The sequence below is a fragment of the Kitasatospora sp. NPDC008115 genome (genome assembly GCF_042957205.1).
GTDB lineage: Bacteria > Actinomycetota > Actinomycetes > Streptomycetales > Streptomycetaceae > Kitasatospora.
This window is the reverse complement of record NZ_JBIBHU010000028.1, coordinates 27,795-42,239: the sequence shown is the minus strand read 5'-3', so window position 1 is coordinate 42,239 and position 14,445 is coordinate 27,795. Positions and strand designations below refer to the sequence as shown.

Annotated in this window: 15 protein-coding genes; 4 read left to right on the top strand and 11 right to left on the bottom strand. The window is 75.6% G+C overall.

Annotated features, from left to right (window positions below; all coding sequences use genetic code 11):
* Window positions 1-83: 83 nt before the first annotated feature.
* Window positions 84-1,034: an oxidoreductase gene (locus ACFZBX_RS29505; RefSeq protein ID WP_391536869.1), complete on the bottom strand. Its 951-nt coding sequence runs from the start codon at window positions 1,032-1,034 to the stop codon at window positions 84-86.
* A gap of 98 nt (window positions 1,035-1,132) precedes the next feature.
* Between ACFZBX_RS29505 and ACFZBX_RS29500 the strand changes: the two genes are divergently transcribed.
* Window positions 1,133-1,762: a TetR family transcriptional regulator gene (locus tag ACFZBX_RS29500; protein ID WP_391536868.1), complete on the top strand. Its 630-nt coding sequence runs from the start codon at window positions 1,133-1,135 to the stop codon at window positions 1,760-1,762.
* On the opposite strand, the gene ACFZBX_RS29495 is transcribed toward ACFZBX_RS29500, so the two are convergent.
* The gene (locus tag ACFZBX_RS29495) at window positions 1,735-2,334 is read right to left on the bottom strand and encodes a TetR/AcrR family transcriptional regulator (RefSeq protein WP_391536867.1); all 600 of its coding nucleotides are present in this window, start codon (window positions 2,332-2,334) and stop codon (window positions 1,735-1,737) included. The two genes, ACFZBX_RS29500 and ACFZBX_RS29495, sit on opposite strands and share 28 nt — an antisense overlap.
* Before the next feature lie 116 nt (window positions 2,335-2,450).
* On the opposite strand from ACFZBX_RS29495, the gene ACFZBX_RS29490 reads away from it, so the two are divergent.
* Entirely contained in the window at window positions 2,451-3,683 is a 1,233-nt protein-coding gene (locus ACFZBX_RS29490) for an FAD-dependent monooxygenase (RefSeq protein WP_391536866.1), read from the top strand.
* A 64-nt stretch (window positions 3,684-3,747) separates the two neighbouring features.
* Here the strand turns inward: ACFZBX_RS29490 and ACFZBX_RS29485 are convergent, their stop codons facing one another.
* The 6 genes from ACFZBX_RS29485 to ACFZBX_RS29460 all read right to left on the bottom strand — a co-directional run bounded on the left by ACFZBX_RS29485 (window position 3,748) and on the right by ACFZBX_RS29460 (window position 9,537).
* Window positions 3,748-4,833: a hypothetical protein gene (locus ACFZBX_RS29485; RefSeq protein ID WP_391536865.1), complete on the bottom strand. Its 1,086-nt coding sequence runs from the start codon at window positions 4,831-4,833 to the stop codon at window positions 3,748-3,750.
* A gap of 378 nt (window positions 4,834-5,211) precedes the next feature.
* Window positions 5,212-6,432, bottom strand: coding sequence for a sensor histidine kinase (locus ACFZBX_RS29480; RefSeq protein ID WP_391536864.1), 1,221 nt, complete (start codon window positions 6,430-6,432; stop codon window positions 5,212-5,214).
* The gene (locus ACFZBX_RS29475) at window positions 6,429-7,220 is read right to left on the bottom strand and encodes a response regulator (protein ID WP_391536863.1); all 792 of its coding nucleotides are present in this window, start codon (window positions 7,218-7,220) and stop codon (window positions 6,429-6,431) included. Before ACFZBX_RS29475 ends, ACFZBX_RS29480 begins: the two co-directional genes overlap by 4 nt.
* Window positions 7,217-8,089, bottom strand: a complete 873-nt coding sequence (locus ACFZBX_RS29470) for a hypothetical protein (protein WP_391536862.1) — start codon at window positions 8,087-8,089, stop codon at window positions 7,217-7,219. The genes ACFZBX_RS29475 and ACFZBX_RS29470 overlap by 4 nt, the downstream gene beginning before the upstream one ends.
* 118 nt (window positions 8,090-8,207) lie before the next feature.
* Complete coding sequence (locus tag ACFZBX_RS29465) at window positions 8,208-8,918, bottom strand: class F sortase (RefSeq protein ID WP_391536861.1); 711 nt, start codon at window positions 8,916-8,918, stop codon at window positions 8,208-8,210.
* 118 nt (window positions 8,919-9,036) lie between these two features.
* Window positions 9,037-9,537: a hypothetical protein gene (locus ACFZBX_RS29460; RefSeq protein ID WP_391536860.1), complete on the bottom strand. Its 501-nt coding sequence runs from the start codon at window positions 9,535-9,537 to the stop codon at window positions 9,037-9,039.
* 234 nt (window positions 9,538-9,771) lie between these two features.
* On the opposite strand from ACFZBX_RS29460, the gene ACFZBX_RS29455 reads away from it, so the two are divergent.
* Window positions 9,772-10,620: an arylamine N-acetyltransferase gene (locus ACFZBX_RS29455; protein WP_391536859.1), complete on the top strand. Its 849-nt coding sequence runs from the start codon at window positions 9,772-9,774 to the stop codon at window positions 10,618-10,620.
* On the opposite strand, the gene ACFZBX_RS29450 is transcribed toward ACFZBX_RS29455, so the two are convergent.
* The 3 genes from ACFZBX_RS29450 to ACFZBX_RS29440 all read right to left on the bottom strand — a co-directional run bounded on the left by ACFZBX_RS29450 (window position 10,598) and on the right by ACFZBX_RS29440 (window position 13,349).
* Window positions 10,598-11,023 carry a hypothetical protein gene (locus ACFZBX_RS29450; protein WP_391536858.1) on the bottom strand — a complete coding sequence of 142 codons (426 nt, stop codon included), beginning with the start codon at window positions 11,021-11,023 and terminating at the stop codon, window positions 10,598-10,600. The two genes, ACFZBX_RS29455 and ACFZBX_RS29450, sit on opposite strands and share 23 nt — an antisense overlap.
* Window positions 11,024-11,221: 198 nt before the next feature.
* Window positions 11,222-12,820: a serine protease gene (locus ACFZBX_RS29445; protein WP_391536857.1), complete on the bottom strand. Its 1,599-nt coding sequence runs from the start codon at window positions 12,818-12,820 to the stop codon at window positions 11,222-11,224.
* A gap of 64 nt (window positions 12,821-12,884) precedes the next feature.
* The gene (locus tag ACFZBX_RS29440) at window positions 12,885-13,349 is read right to left on the bottom strand and encodes a hypothetical protein (RefSeq protein WP_391536856.1); all 465 of its coding nucleotides are present in this window, start codon (window positions 13,347-13,349) and stop codon (window positions 12,885-12,887) included.
* A 111-nt stretch (window positions 13,350-13,460) separates the two neighbouring features.
* Here ACFZBX_RS29440 and sigJ point away from each other — a divergent pair, with 111 nt between their 5' ends.
* Window positions 13,461-14,393, top strand: coding sequence for an RNA polymerase sigma factor SigJ (gene sigJ, locus ACFZBX_RS29435; RefSeq protein WP_391536855.1), 933 nt, complete (start codon window positions 13,461-13,463; stop codon window positions 14,391-14,393).
* Window positions 14,394-14,445 lie beyond the last annotated feature (52 nt).

Here is a 14,445-nt window from a genome sequence, read left to right as displayed (position 1 = left end):
GGCGGAGCCGGCGGGCCGATCGTCGTCGACGAGGCGCCCGGCCCCCGACCTCGCATCAGGCTTCGGACTTCCGCCGCCTCGTGTCAGATTCCCGCCGCCGCCAGGCCGTACCGCACGCCGGTCAGCTCCTCCGACAGCTCCCAGAGCCGGCGGCCCGCCCCGGCGTCGGCCGCCGACGGCGCGAGCCCGACCCGGGTCGGCGCCCCGCGCAGTTCGCCCCGGCCGTCCGGGCCGATGAACTCCCCGCCGAGCGCGCCCGGTTCGGTCGCCGCGTAGAGCTGCGGCAGCGCGCCGTCCGCCGGGCGCTGGGCGAGCGGCCTGAGCAGCCGCCCGAAGAGCAGGCGGTTGAGGCCGGTCGGTCCGTCGGTCTGCAGGCCGGTGGCGGTGTAGCCGGGGTGGGCGAGCAGGCTGCGCACCGGGCTGCCGGCCGCGGCCAGCCGACGGTGGAGTTCGCTCCCGAAGAGCGCGTTGGCGAGCTTCGACTGGTCGTAGAAGGCCATCGGCGCATAGCCGCGCGCGCCGGTGAGGTCGTCGAAGCGGATCCGGCCCTTGCGGTGGTTGAGCGAGCTGACGGTCACCACGCGCGGGTCGCGACCGGCGGCGAGGGCCTCCAGCAGCAGGCCGGTGAGGGCGAAGTGGCCGAGGTGGTTGACGGCGAACTGCAGCTCGTGGCCCTGCGGGCTGAGCGTGCGGGGCGGGGCGAACACGCCCGCGTTGTTGACCAGGACGTCCAGCCGGGGATGGTCGGCGCGCAGCCGGCCGGCGAAGGTCCGGACGGCGTCGAGGTCGGCCAGGTCGAGCCGGCGGACCTCCAGCCGCTCGCCCGCGCCGGGGTCCGGCAGGGCGGCGGCGATGCGGGCGGCGGCCTCGCGCCCGCGCCGCTCGTCGCGGACCGCCAGGACCACCCGCCCGCCCCGTTCGGCCAGCGCCCGCGCCGTGGCCAGCCCCAGCCCGCCGCTCGCGCCGGTGACGACGAACACCCGCCCGCTCTGGTCCGGGATCCGCCCGGTCGTCCAGCCCGTACTGCCGTCCATTGGCTCCAAAGGCTTCATGTGGCAGATGCTGCCTCTGGTGTCACTCGGTGTCAAGACGCTACTTGGTGACACCTCCGGCATGGCGTTACCATCGTCGGGTGACCTCCCGACCCGCCGTCAGCCTGGCCCAGCGCAAGCGCCAACTCGTCGTGGACGAGCTGACCGAAGCCGCCTTCCGGTTGCTCACGACCCAGGGGTTCGACGCCGTCACGGTGGACGAGATCGCCGCCGGCGCCGGGGTGTCCAAGCGGACGTTCTTCCGCTACTTCGCGTCCAAGGAGGACGTGATCGTCCGGTTCCTGGCCGACCTGGGCACCGGCATCGCCGCCGAACTGGCCGCCCGCCCCGCCGCCGAGCCGCCCTCGGCCGCCCTGCGGCACGCCGTCTCGGTACCGCTGGCCGCCTGCGGCGAGCACGGCGACCGGGCGCTGCGCGCCGTCCAGCTGATCCTGCGCACCCCCGCGCTGCACGCCCGCTTCCTGGAGCGGCAGGCCGAGTGGCGGGAGGAGCTGTCGGGCGAGCTGGCCCGCCGGCTGGACCGCGACCCGGCCACCGACCTCTACCCCCGGCTCGCCGCCGGGATGGCGCTGACCGCCTTCGGGGCCGTGCTGGAGCGGTGGAGCGACAGCGACGGCGCCGCCGACCCGGCCGCGCTCACCGACCGGGCCTTCGCCGTCCTCGCCCCGGCCCTGGACGCCGTTCAGCCCTCCAGGAGTGCGGCGAGGTAGCAGGCGACCTCGGCGCCGAGTTCGGCCGGGCCGGGGACGCGGCCGGCGCCGCTGCCGGCGGTGACGTTGAAGAGCACGCCGTCGGCCCAGCGGACCAGCCGGCGGGCGTCCGCCTCGGGGGCGCGCGAGCCGCACTGGACCAGCAGGGCGGTCGCCAGGGTGAGGAAGCCCGCGCCCAGACGGTCGTAGACGGCGCGCAGTTCGGGGCGCCGGGTGGCTTCGAGCGCCAGCTCGAAGCGGGCCACGGTGAGCGCGCGGCCGACCGTGAGCGCCTGGTGGACGGCGTCGGCGGCGAGCTGGGCGAGCAGTTCGCGGGCGTGGTCGACCGTGGGCGCCGTCACCGGCACCGCGAACCCCGGTGACTCCAGCTCGGCGATCCGGGTGATCGCCAGCTCCAGCAGCGCCGCCCGGGTGCGGGCGAGGTTGGAGGTCGAGCCGGCCGGCAGGCCGGCCGCCTCGTCGACGGCGCGGTGGGTGAGCCCGCGCAGGCCGCGCTCGGCGATCAGCGCGACGGCGGTGTCGGCGATCAGGGTCTGGCGCTGGGGGCCGGCGGGCGCGGCGCTGCTGGTCATGGGTCCGATCATCGCCGCTCCCCCGGGCCGCCGACCAATTCTCACTACAGCTGTAGTACGGTCGACCCATGCGATCGGAACTACAGGTGTAGTTCCGGTGTCCGAGAGGAGCCTCCATGGACCACCGCGACCTGCCGGAGCCGTCGTCCCCGCGCGCCGTCGTCATCGGCGGCGGGATCGGCGGCCTCACCGCGGCGCTCGCCCTCCACCGCCAGGGCGTCCCGGTCACCGTCCACGAACGCGCCGCCTCGCTCGAACCCGTCGGCGCCGGCCTAGCCCTCGCCCCCAACGCGCTGCGCGCCCTGGACCGCCTCGGCGTCGGCGAACGCCTGCGCACCCTCGCCGCCCCGTACCCCGCCATCGGCATCCGCCGCCCCTCCGGCCGCTGGCTCGCCCGCACCGGCACCGACGCCGTCGAGGCCTTCTTCGGCGAGAAACCGATCGCCGTCGCCCGCGCAGCCGTCATCGAGGCCCTCGTCGACGCCCTGCCCGCCGACACCGTCCGCACCGGCTCGCGGGCCGAACTCGTCGAACCCGGCGACGCCCGCACCCCCGCCGTCGTCCGCACCGCCGCGGTCGTCCGCACCGCCGACGGCGAGGAGTCCGCCGACCTGGTCGTCGGCGCCGACGGCATCCGCTCCGCCACCCGCGGCCTGCTCTTCCCCCACCACCCCGGCCCGCGTTACTCCGGTTTCACCACCTGGCGCTCGGTGATCGCCCGCCCGCCGCGCCCGCCGTTCGCCGCCGGCGAGGTCTGGGGCCGCGGCCGGCTGGCCGGTGTCGTCCCGCTCGCCGACGGCCGGGTGTACGTCTACGGCGCCGCCCTCGCCCCGGCCGGCGCCCGCGCCGCCGACGGCGACGAACGCGCCGAACTCCTGCGCCGCTACGGCGGCTGGTGCGCGCCCGTCCCCGAACTGTTCGCCTCCGCCGACCCGGCCAGGGTGCTGCGGCACGACGTCTGGGAGATGGCCGAACCGCTGCCCGCCTTCCACCACGGCCGGGTCGCCCTGCTCGGCGACGCCGCGCACGCCATGTGCCCCTTCCAGGGCCAGGGCGCCTGCCAGGCCGTCGAGGACGCGGTCGTGCTGGCCGCCGGCGTCCACCCCGGCGTGGACCTCGCCGCCGGCCTCCCCGGCTACACCGCCGCCCGGCTCCCCCGCACCACCGCCATCGTCAACGGCTCCCGCTCCGTCGGCGCCCTGGTCGCCCGCCGCTCGCCCTTCTCGGTCCTCGCCCGCGACCTCGCCATCACCGCCGCGGGCCTGCTCCCCGACCGGATCCTCCTCAACCGCGCCACCCCCACCTACGGCTGGCACCCGCCGGCGCTCTCCGGCGCCCGGGCCGGCTGAGCGGAAACGGAGCGGGGCGGCCCCGGCAGTCGCCGGAGCCGCCCCCTGGTACCGCCACCGGGCCCTACTTGCCGGCCGGGTTGCCCTTGCCGGCGGGCGCCGACTTCACGGGCGCCTGCCCCTTGGCGCCCTTGGTCCCCTTGCCGCCCGGCGCGACGATCTGCACGGTGGCACCCTTGGCGCAGGTCGTCGTCCCCCGGAACGGCAGCTTCGGGCTCTCGTTGACGAAGACGCACCGGCCCAGGTCCGTCGGCCCGAGCGGGGTACTGGCGTCGTACGACACCCGGACCCGGACGGTGGCCGTCGACTTGGCGCGGATGCCGGAGTCCCGGCCCTGGAGGTAGACGCCGGGGCTCTCGCCGGGAATGCCGTTGTAGACCTTCTTCAGCGTGGTCCACGTGCCGTTCGGCCGACGGACCTGGACGGTGGCGTGCGGGTCGACGAACAGAACGTTGGCGACATTGACGTAGTTCGAGGGCGTGGGGTTCTTCAGCACGGCGTCGAACTCGATGGGCGCACCGCCCGCGACCGCGGTGGACGGGACGCGGGACAGCGAGGGCGCGATGTTCTGGACCTTGATCGTCCTGGTCACCTGGTCCATTGCCACCCACGAACCGGGGGCGGCCACGGCGGACCGCAGGTCGATCGACTGCATCCCACCGTTGCTCGCACCGTCGTGCGGCCGGCCCATCGGAGCGCCGATCCGCAACTGGACCGTCACGCTGCCGCGTGCCGGAATGGTCACGTCCACGGGCAGATAGGCCGAGTAGCTCACCTTGCCGTCGTGGACGCCGGTGTCCAGCGCAATGGGCCTCCACTTGCCGTTCTTCCGGTCACGGACCTCCATGGCGATCCCGTGCGGCGGCGTGCCCATGTCGCTGGTGGTGCTCAGGGCGAGGCCGAAGACGGCCGCCCTGGAACCGGTGTTGGTGATGGTCTCGGTGAACTCGACCGGTTGCCCGGCGCCCCCGACCGCGGCCGGGGCGTTGACCCTGAGCTTCGCCGAGCGCACCGAGTCGTTCGCGAGCGCGGCGGGCGCCGACAGCAGGACGGTCCCGCCCGCCAGAGCGGTCGCGAGGACAGTGGCGGCGGCGGCCCGCGCGGCCGTGCGGCGCGCGCTGCGAGGACGGCCCGAAATAATTGTTCGCATAGAAACTTCCCCCCTGGTCTGCCGCACCGTCAGGCGTCAGCACATGATGATTCGCACGGAAATCACACCGGCCCGTGAACCCCTCTCCGGGCCGTGCTTCCAAGGCGCTCCCGCACCTTGCAGACAGTCAGACATCCGACGGGACAGAGTGGTTGCACACCAACCAAGAATTTTTTCCGGACCCCCCGGGAGTGCCGCGCCACCCCCGCGCGGACGGCAACGGGCACCGTCAGGACGCGTACTCGCGCAGGAGGTTGATGTGGTCGGCCGGCTCCGCGCCGATCCAGGAGATTCCGCGAGCGGAGCGGGTGCACCCCCGGACGACGACCGCCTCACCGTCGAACCTGAGCACCCGTGTTCGCAGTTGGCCGTTTCCGATCAGTGCTCGGGGGCGGGTGGGAGGGTGAGGGTGGCGAGGGCGCCGCCGGTGGGGTGGTTGGTGAAGGTGAGGGTGGCGCCGATGACGCGGGTGTGGCCCTGGGCGATGGTGAGGCCGAGGCCGTGGCCCTTGCCGCGTTCGCGGACGCTGGTGCGGAAGCGCTGGGGGCCGTCGCGCAGGAGTTCCTCGGGGAAGCCGGGGCCGTGGTCGCGGACGGTGATCCGGTGGCCGTCGACGCGCAGGTGGATGGTGCCGCCGCCGTGGCGGTCGGCGTTGAGGAGGAGGTTGCCGAGGATGCGGTCCAGTCGGCGCAGGTCGGTGCGGACGGAGGCGTCGGCCGCCACCTCGACGGCCACGTCCAGGCCGGTCAGCGTGACCGTGCGCCGCACCGCCCGTTCCAGCGGCACCGCCGAGAGGTCGGGAAGCTCGGCGTCGGCGTCCAGCCGGGAGACCTCCAGGAGGTCCTCGACCAGTCCGCGCAGCGCCTGCACCCGGTTCTGCACCAGCTGGGTGGGCCGCCCCGGGGGCAGCAGTTCGGCGGCGGTGACCAGCCCGGTCAGCGGGGTGCGCAGCTCATGGGCGACGTCGGCGGTGAACCGCTGCTCGTCCTCCAGGCGCCGGTGCAGCTCCCGGGACATCAGGTCGACCGCCGCCGCGAGGTCGGCGACCTCGTCCCGGCCGTCGACGAGTTCGCCGATCCGGGTGTCGGTGCGCCCGGAGGCGATGCCCCGGGCCGCCGTCGCCGCCCTCCGCAGCCGCCGGCTGATCCGGTCCGCGACCAGCACCCCGACCAGCACGGTGGTGAAGACCGAGGCGGTGACGGTGATCAGGATGATCCGGTCCAGGTCGGCGATCGACCGCCGGTCCTGGGCGAAGTCGAGCCGGACGGAGAGCACCCCGCCGTGGACGGCGCCCGCCGCCCACATCGACTCGCCCCCGGGCCCCTCGGCGAGCAGCGACCCGCGCCGTCCCCCGGCCGCGAGGGTGCGCAGCCGCTCGGGCAGCGCCGGGTCGTTCAGCGCGGCGCGGCGACCGCCGGCGGCGACGTCCTCGTTGCGCTGGTAGGCGCCGAGCGCCGCGTCCAGCGCGGTGAGCGCGGAGCCGCGCGCCTGGTCGACGTGCTGGCGGACCATCGCCTGGTGGACGAGCAGCCCGACCGCCACCGCGACCAGGACGGAGATGGCGGCGACGGCGGTGGCGATCTGGCGGCGCAGCGTCATTCGGAGCGCCGCAGCTTGTAGCCGAAGCCGCGGACGGTCTCGATCCGCCCGCCGCCGATCTTGGCGCGCAGCCGCTGCACATGGACGTCGACCACCCGGGTGTCGGCGCCCCACTCGTAGTCCCAGACCCGTTCCAGCAGGACGGCGCGCTCCAGCACGATGCCGGGCGCGGCGGTGAACTCCAGAAGGAGGCGCAGTTCGGTGGGGGTGAGCGGGACGAGCCGGCCGTGCACCCGGACCTCCATGGAGTCGGTGTCCACCTCCAGGCCGTCGAAGCTGCGCACGGGTGTGCGGGATTCGGGTGCCGGCGCGGGAACAGGCGTGGGCTCGGGAACAGGCGTGGGCTCGGGAGCGGGCGCCGGGTCGGGAACGGGCGCCGGGTCGGGAACGGGCGCGGCCGGGACGACGCGGATGCGGCGCAGCACGGTGCGGATCCGCGCCACCAGCACCGCGCTCTCGAACGGCTTGACGACGTAGTCGTCCGCGCCCGCCTCCAGTCCCGACACCACGTCGACCGGGTCGGTGCGCGCCGACATCATCAGGATCGGCAGCTGGCTCTCCTCCCGGATCCGCCGGCAGAGCCCGACCCCGTCGAGCAGCGGCAGCATCACGTCGAGCAGCACCAGGTCGGGCCGCACCGCGTGGAACATCTCCAGCCCCTCCAGCCCGTCGGCGGCCGTGGAGACCGGGAAGCCGTAGCGTTCCAGGGCCATCCGGGTCGCCTCCCGGATAACCTCGTCGTCCTCGACGATGAGGATGCGGGGGTGGCTGGGTGCCGTGTGGTTCATGGCGTGGTCTCCGGGCGGACGAACGGCGTCGCGGTGGGCATGGACGGACGGACCGGCTGCGGCTCCTTGGGCACGCCCGGGGCCGGGACCGTCGGCCGGCGGAGCGAGGGCGTGGCCGGCAGGGGTACGGGCGACACGCCGACCCCGCCGTCGGTCCCGGGCGGGCGGGTGGCGCCGATCGGCTTCTCGACGGCGGGCGGCGTCGGCTCGGGCTCCGTGGTCGGCCCGATGCCCTGGACCTTCTGGTCGGTCAGGACGAGCCGCGCACCGTCCCACTGGTAGAGGCGGCTGGTCCGGGACCAGCTGGTGGTGGACTCGTACAGCCACAGCTCGGTGCCGATCGTCGCGGCGCTGAACCGTTTCAGCAGCTGCACCCTCAGGACGGGCAGCAGCCGGTCGCCGGACGCGGTGTAGACATGCAGCACGTCGATGTCGGCGAGGCCGACCACGACCAGCAGTTCGGGCCGGCCGTCGTCGGTGAGGTCGCGGTACTCGGCGTCGCGGACCTCGCAGCCCGCGCAGGGTTCGAGCGCCCGCCGCTCCTCCTGGCTCACGCCGGGGTCCTTGGCCAGCAGGGTGCGGACGTCGACGGTGGTGACGTCCTGCCCGGTGACGGTCAGGTCCGGGACCGGCTGCGGCGACGGCTCCGGAGTGCGGACCGTCACGGGATCGGGCGGCGGGGCGGTGGCCTGGCCTGGCCAGAGCGGAATGCTGGCGGGCGAGGGCGTGACGGCCGCGGCCGTGCCGTGGTCGCGCAGCTCGCCGGGGGCGGCGCAGCCGGCCGCGAGGGCGAGGGGCACGGCGGCGAGCAGGGCCAGGAGGAGGGCGGCCGGACGGCCGGGGGTGCGGCGGGTGGCAGTGGTGCTCATCCTCCGGTGTCCCTCCTGGTCTGGGGTGATGTGCTCGTTCGTGTCCGGTGGTAGGTCGTCCGGACGGCACCCGTCGGTTCCCCGACGGGTGCCGTCCGGCAGAGTAGCCGCAGCCCGGTCAGCCGGCGGAGGCGGCCGGGCGTGCGGGGTCGGCGGCGGGACCAACGGGGCCGGCGGGGCCGGAAGGGCCGGAAGGGCCGGCCAGGTCCGCCAGGACGATGATGTTGTCCGTCCAGTGCCCGTCGGCCCCGATCCGGCCGCCGCAGGTGATCAGGCGCAGCTCGGGCGCCGCCGTGTCGCCGTACACGGTGTCGGTCGGGAACGCGTCCTTGGCGGCCTGGACCAGCTCGCGGACCCGGAAGTCCACCGTGCCGCCGTCCTCCCGCCGTACCTGGATCAGGTCACCCGGCCGCAACTTCGGCAGCCCCCGGAAGACCGCCGGGCCGCGCGCCGTGTCGTAGTGACCGATCAGGACGGCGGGTCCGGTCTCGCCCGGCGTCGGGCCGTTGCGGTACCAGCCGGCCTCGTCGGCCCGGTCGGCGGCCGGCACCTCGACGGTCCCGTCGGCGTTCAGGCCGAGGCCGGTCACCGGGGCGTCGACGCCGGCCGCCGGCACCAGCAGGCGGGTCGGCGGTGAGGCCGCGAACGGGCGCGGCGCGGTGGTTCGCCCACCGGTGGCGGTGCCGCCCGCGGTGCCGGTGGCGATCGGCGTGGTGTCCCCCGCGCCTCCCGCCGCCGTCGCGCCCCCCGCGCCCTGACGGGCCGAGGTCTCCACCCTGACCACCGGGGGCTCCCGCTGGTCCGAGAGCGCGACCGTCGTGCCGAGCACCAGGCAGAGCAGCCCGGCCGCCCCGAGGACGCTCCGGTTCAGCCCGCCCGGCCTCGGCCCGCCGTGCCGGGCACGCCGGGCACGGTGCCCGTGGCGACGCCCGCCCCGGTGGCCGTCGTCAGCCGCGCGCACCGGAGCGGCGGCGCAGCACGGCGAAGCCGAGCGCCCCGGCGCCGACGGCGGCGACCGCGCCGCCGGCGGCCAGCTTGAAACCGGAGGAGTCGCCCGCGGTGGAGCCGTCGCCGGCCTGGGCGGCGCCCTTGGGCACCTCACGGACCTGCGGCTTGGCGTCGGACGGGGCCACCGGCTGGGCCTCCTTGCCGGTGGCGTCGCGGGTGAGCGACGGCAGCGGGTTGACGGGGCGGGTGGCGTCCTTCGGCAGCGGGGAGACCGTCGGCTTCGCCGGGGCCGGGCTCGCGGCCGGGGCGGCGGGGGCGGGCGCGCTCGGGGAGGCGGGCGCGGTCGCGACGGTCGGGGCGGCGCTCGGGGTGGCGGCACCGGAGCCGCCGTCGGCCCAGGCCTGCCCGCCCGTGACGGCGGTCAGCAGCGCGGCACCGGTGAGGGCGCAGACGGCCGACAGCCGCAGAACGGCACGGTTCCTGGTCGTACGCGTGGCCATGCGAACTCTCCATTCGTTCGGTGACGCGGGGTCCGGCCGGTGTGGCCGGTGCGTCGAGACCGACGGTAGAAAGCCCGTGTCGCGGTCCCCGGCCGGTCGTGTCACAGCGGCTCATCGGCTGCGTAACGGCCGGCGGGCCGGGTGCTCCGCGCCCCGGGTCCTAGGTCGCCGGGCCGGGAGCGGGCCGAACCGCGGCCGGAGGTCCCGGGGGCGCCCGATCCGTACGGTGGAGGTATGAGCGTCGACCTCGACAAGTACTTCGCGCGGATCGGGTGGGACGGCGGGCGGGCGGCCACGGTGGCCACGCTCCGGGGGTTGCAGCACGCGCACGTGCTGGCGGTCCCGTTCGAGAACATCGACGTGGTGGTGGGCACGGTGCCGTCGCTGGACGTGGCCGACCTGGAGGCCAAGATCGTCACGGGCGCGCGCGGCGGGTACTGCTTCGAGCACAACACGCTGTTCGCCGCCGTGCTGGAGCAGTTGGGCTACGACGTCGCCCGGCACACCGGGCGGGTGCGGGCCGGCGCCCGCCCCGGGGAGGTGCGGCCGCGCACCCATCTGGTGCTGGCCGTGCGGGTGCCCGGGGCGGGCGGGACGCGTCAGCTGGTGGACGTCGGGTTCGGGTCGGTCGACGCGCTGCTGGAGCCGCTGCCGATGATCCCCGGCCTGGCCCGGGAGGGCCGGGGCCGGCGGCACCGGCTGGTCCTGGAGGAGGCGGACGGGACGGTGCCGGTGTGGGTGCTCCAGATCCGGTCGGGCGACGGGTGGCGGGAGTTGGTGTCGTTCACCCGCGACCCGGCGCCCGTGCCCGACATCGGCGTCGCCAACTGGTACGTGGCCACCCACCCGCGTTCGCGGTTCCGCCGCCTCTTCGTGCAGCGGACCCTCCCCGACGGCCACCTCTCCCTCGACGGCACCAGGCTCACCCGCACCGCGCACGACGGCACGGCGACGGTCGAGGAGCTCGACGGCGAGCGCGGCGTCCGGGCGGTGCTGGAGGCGGAGTTCGGCCTCACCCCGCCACCCGGCCTGCGCGCCTGGCGCGAGGACCGACCGGGGCTCAGCAGACGGCCGGCACCGTGACCGTGGCGCTCACCGTCGGCCGGCCCGGCCTGGTGGTGGTGAAGGTGGCGGTGATGCCGACGCCGCACGGGACGGTGCTCGCCACCGGGCCGACCGTGATCCCGCTGGACGACACGACGGCGCCGAGGTCCTCGCGCTCCAGGATGCCGCCGTCGGTGGTGCGGAGCTCCAGCTCGAAGTCGGCCGTCTGCGGGGGCCCGCCGGCCGGTCCCACCCAGCCGGTGGCCGACGCGAGGCGGCCGTCGGTCGTCAGGCAGACCTGGGTCCCGACGCCGTAGCCGCAGGTGGTCGTCGACGGGATCGTGGTCGCGCCCGAGGGCCGGGCTGCGGCCTGGGTGGCGCCCGCGACACCGAGCCCGGACAGTGCGGCACCGGCCGCGAGGACCGCGACGAGACGCTTCATCGGATTTCTCTCCTTCGAGGACAGGAGGGGCTGCAAGGATGTGCCATGTCACGCTTCACATGGCAGATGCTTCCACGCGGCCCGCCCCTCACTCCCGACCGGACCGAAATCCCCTCAGGCGTACCGGATTCGACCCCTCGATGGCGCGAATCCGCGCTCCGCCCCGCCGGATCGCCTCCGGCGGGGCGGAAGCCGGGGTCACTCGGTGCGGTAGGCGTCGTAGACGGTCTGGTCGAGGGTGTTGCCGTCCGTGTCGGTCAGCTCCGCGCGCAGCGAGACGCCGACGCCCGCCGCCGGGTTCCGGACCGTGACGGCGCCGGCCTCGACCGGCAGGCGGGTCCAGGAGGAACCGCCGTCGGTGGACGCCGAGACGGTCAGCGCGCGGACGCGGCCGTCGGCGGCGGCGCCCTGCACGGTGACCGGCACCCGGATCGGGCTTCCGGCCGGCGCGGTGCCGGCCGCGCTCAGCTCGGGCGTGAACCGCACGACGCTCACCGGCACCGGCGCCGGGTCCGCTCCACCGGTCGTGGCCGAAGCGAAGGTCCAGGAGGCGTTCACCCGGCTGGTCGCCCCGCTCGCCGCCTTGCGGGTCACCGTGGCGGCCAGCCGGTACGAGGCCGGCCCCGGGGGCACGGTGAACTCGGCGCGCCCGGCCGCGCTGTCCGCGCCGGACCGGGTGCCGACCAGCACGCCGTCCCGGTACAGCGAGGTGTACGCGGTGTCGAAGGACGGCGCCGACGGCACGTGGCCGTCGCCGTCGGCGAGCAGCGGGAGGTTCACCGTGACCGTGTCGCCGGCGCGCTCGACGCCGGGGCGGTCGGTGAGCGCCGGGCCGAAGAGCGGGTTGTCGAAGGTCCGCGTGGTCACGGTTCCGGACCGGACGGCGATGCGGTTGGCGGAGTAGAAGTTCGTCCGCCCGCCGGGGGTTCCGGGGGCCGCGAAGGTGACGTCCCAGGTGCCGCGCCCGGGCGTGACGTAGAAGGTGGCGGCGCCGGGCACCGTCATGACGAGCGGGGCGCCGACGGTCGGCCCGGCGCCCTGTCCGGGGGTCGGCGACAGCTCGTACGACGCCCTCCCCCCGGCGCCCGGCCTGGCGCCGCCGCGGATCTGCAGGGCGGCCAGCTCCTGCACGGTGTAGTGGTGGGTGAGCCCGGTCAGCACGCGGCTGTCGGAGAAGGTCTGGCCGAGCGCGTAGCCGGCGGTGTCGCCCATCCAGTACGCGTCGAACCACTGCCGCACCGACCCCGCCTCGGCCTCCGGCCCCAGGTGGGCGGTGCGCAGGGTCGGCGTCGCGTTGACGATGCTGGCGCTCCTGGTGGTTCCCTCGTGCGTGACCTCGACGAACATCCCGCTGTTCAGCATGCGCGCGGAGCCGTCGGGCGGCCGCACGTCGACGGGGACGGTGGTCCGGCCGTCGACGGTGACGGTGGTGTCGCGGTCGAGGTCGAGCCGGGGCTGGACGATCCAGTCGGTGCCGTCCGCCGCCCGCTTGGTGTACAGGCTGCTCTCCAGCAGGTAGCGGCCCTTGGGCAGCCGCATGGTGCTGACGCCGGAGGCGTCCTCCCGCTCCACCGCCTCGCGTGTGCCCGCGCCGGCGCCGGAGAGCCCGGCGACGGCGGTGCGGTACTTCTCCGGCGCGTGGCCGGAGCGGTCGACGTGCCGGATGGTGAGGGTGTACGTCTCGGGCTCCGCGGCGAAGGCCGCGCCGCCCCAACCGGGCGTCACACCGCCGACCAGTGCGACGGAGACGGCCAGGGCCCGGAGAACGTTCCGGCGGGGTACAGGAGTAGTGCTCATGCCCTGACCTGCCCGCACGGCTCCCGGGGTTCCTGTGATCCGGGCCACGCCCGGTGCGGGTTCGTCAGGCGCGGTGCCTGGCGGCGGACAGGCCGCGGCCCAGGTCGAGGAGGCTCAGGCCGAACATCACCACGCCCAGCGGCACGTGCGGCGCCGGCTCGTGGGCGACGCCCAGCACCACCTGGACCGAGGCGAGCACCAGGAACCCGGTGGCGTACAGGACCGGGCGGGCCGGGCCGCCGCCCGGGCGCCAGGCCAGGATCGCGGCCAGCAGGTAGAGCATCGAGGCGCCGTACATCACCCGCGCCCCGACGCTGTGCAGCGTCTCGCCGTAGGTGGTGGAGAGCAGCAGGCCGGCGGTGGAGGCCTGGAAGAGGATCGCCAGGGTCTGCAGGGCGACCGTGACCTGGAGGAAGGTGAAGCCGCGGCGCCCGGCGGCGGTCGGTGCGGCGCCCGGTGCCGGGTCCGGTGCCGCGCTGGCTGCGGCGTCCGGTGCGGCACTCGGTTCGGCACTCGTCGGAATGACCATGATGCGGTCCCTCTTCCTGCCTCGCGGCGGTTGGTCGGTAGTGTCCCGGTGATTCGACGACGCAGGCCCGCGAAGTGTGAGGCGGGCGGGCACCAACGGGGGGCGACCGGCATGAGCGGTGAGTACGAGCGTTCCGAACGGCCGCTTGCGGACGCGGCCGTCGGCGAACGGCGCCATCTGATCAACCTCGCCTACCGGATGCTCGGTTCACCGGCCGAGGCCGAGGACGCCGTGCAGGAGGCCTACGCCCGCTGGTACGCGATGCCGCCGGCGCAGCGCCAGGCGGTCGCCGCGCCCGGCGCCTGGCTGACGACGGTGGTCAGCCGGGTCTGCCTGGACGTGCTCGGCTCGGCGCGGGTACGGCGCGAGCGCTACGTCGGCGAGTGGCTGCCCGAGCCGCTGCCCGACCGCACCGAGTGGCTCGGCGGCGCCGGGGGCGGGCCCGCCGACCCGGCCGACCGGATCACCCTGGACGAGTCGGTGGGCATGGCCTTCCTCGTCGTGCTGGAGTCGATGACACCGGCCGAGCGGGTGGTGTTCGTCCTGCACGACGTCTTCCGCTACCCGTTCCCGGAGATCGCCGCGATCGTCGACCGGACGCCCGCGGCCTGCCGCCAGCTGGCCTCCTCGGCCCGCAGACGGGTCCGCGCCGCCCGGGTACCGTCCGCCGGGCAGAGCCAACAGGCTCTTGCGGTACGGCACTTCAGGGAGGCGTGGGAGGCCGGGGACATCGAGGCGCTGGTCGGCCTGCTCGACCCGGCCGCCACGATGGTCGCCGACGGCGGCGGCCTGGTCGGCGCCGCGGTCCGCCCGGTCGAGGGCGGGGCGCGGATCGCCCGGTACCTGGTCCTGATGGCCGGGAAGGCGCCGGGCCTCACCCTCCTGGAGCGCACCGTCAACGGCGCCCCCGGCCTGGTCGCCCAGCGCGACGGCGTCACGGCGACGGTCGCCGCCCTCGACCTCGTGGACGGCCGGATCACCCGCATCTGGGCCGTGCGCAACCCGGAGAAGCTCGGTCGCTGGACGGTTCCCGCCGGCGCCTGAGGAACGGGAACCACCATGGGCGGCCCGGCCGTTGGCCCGTCGGCGGGGGGCG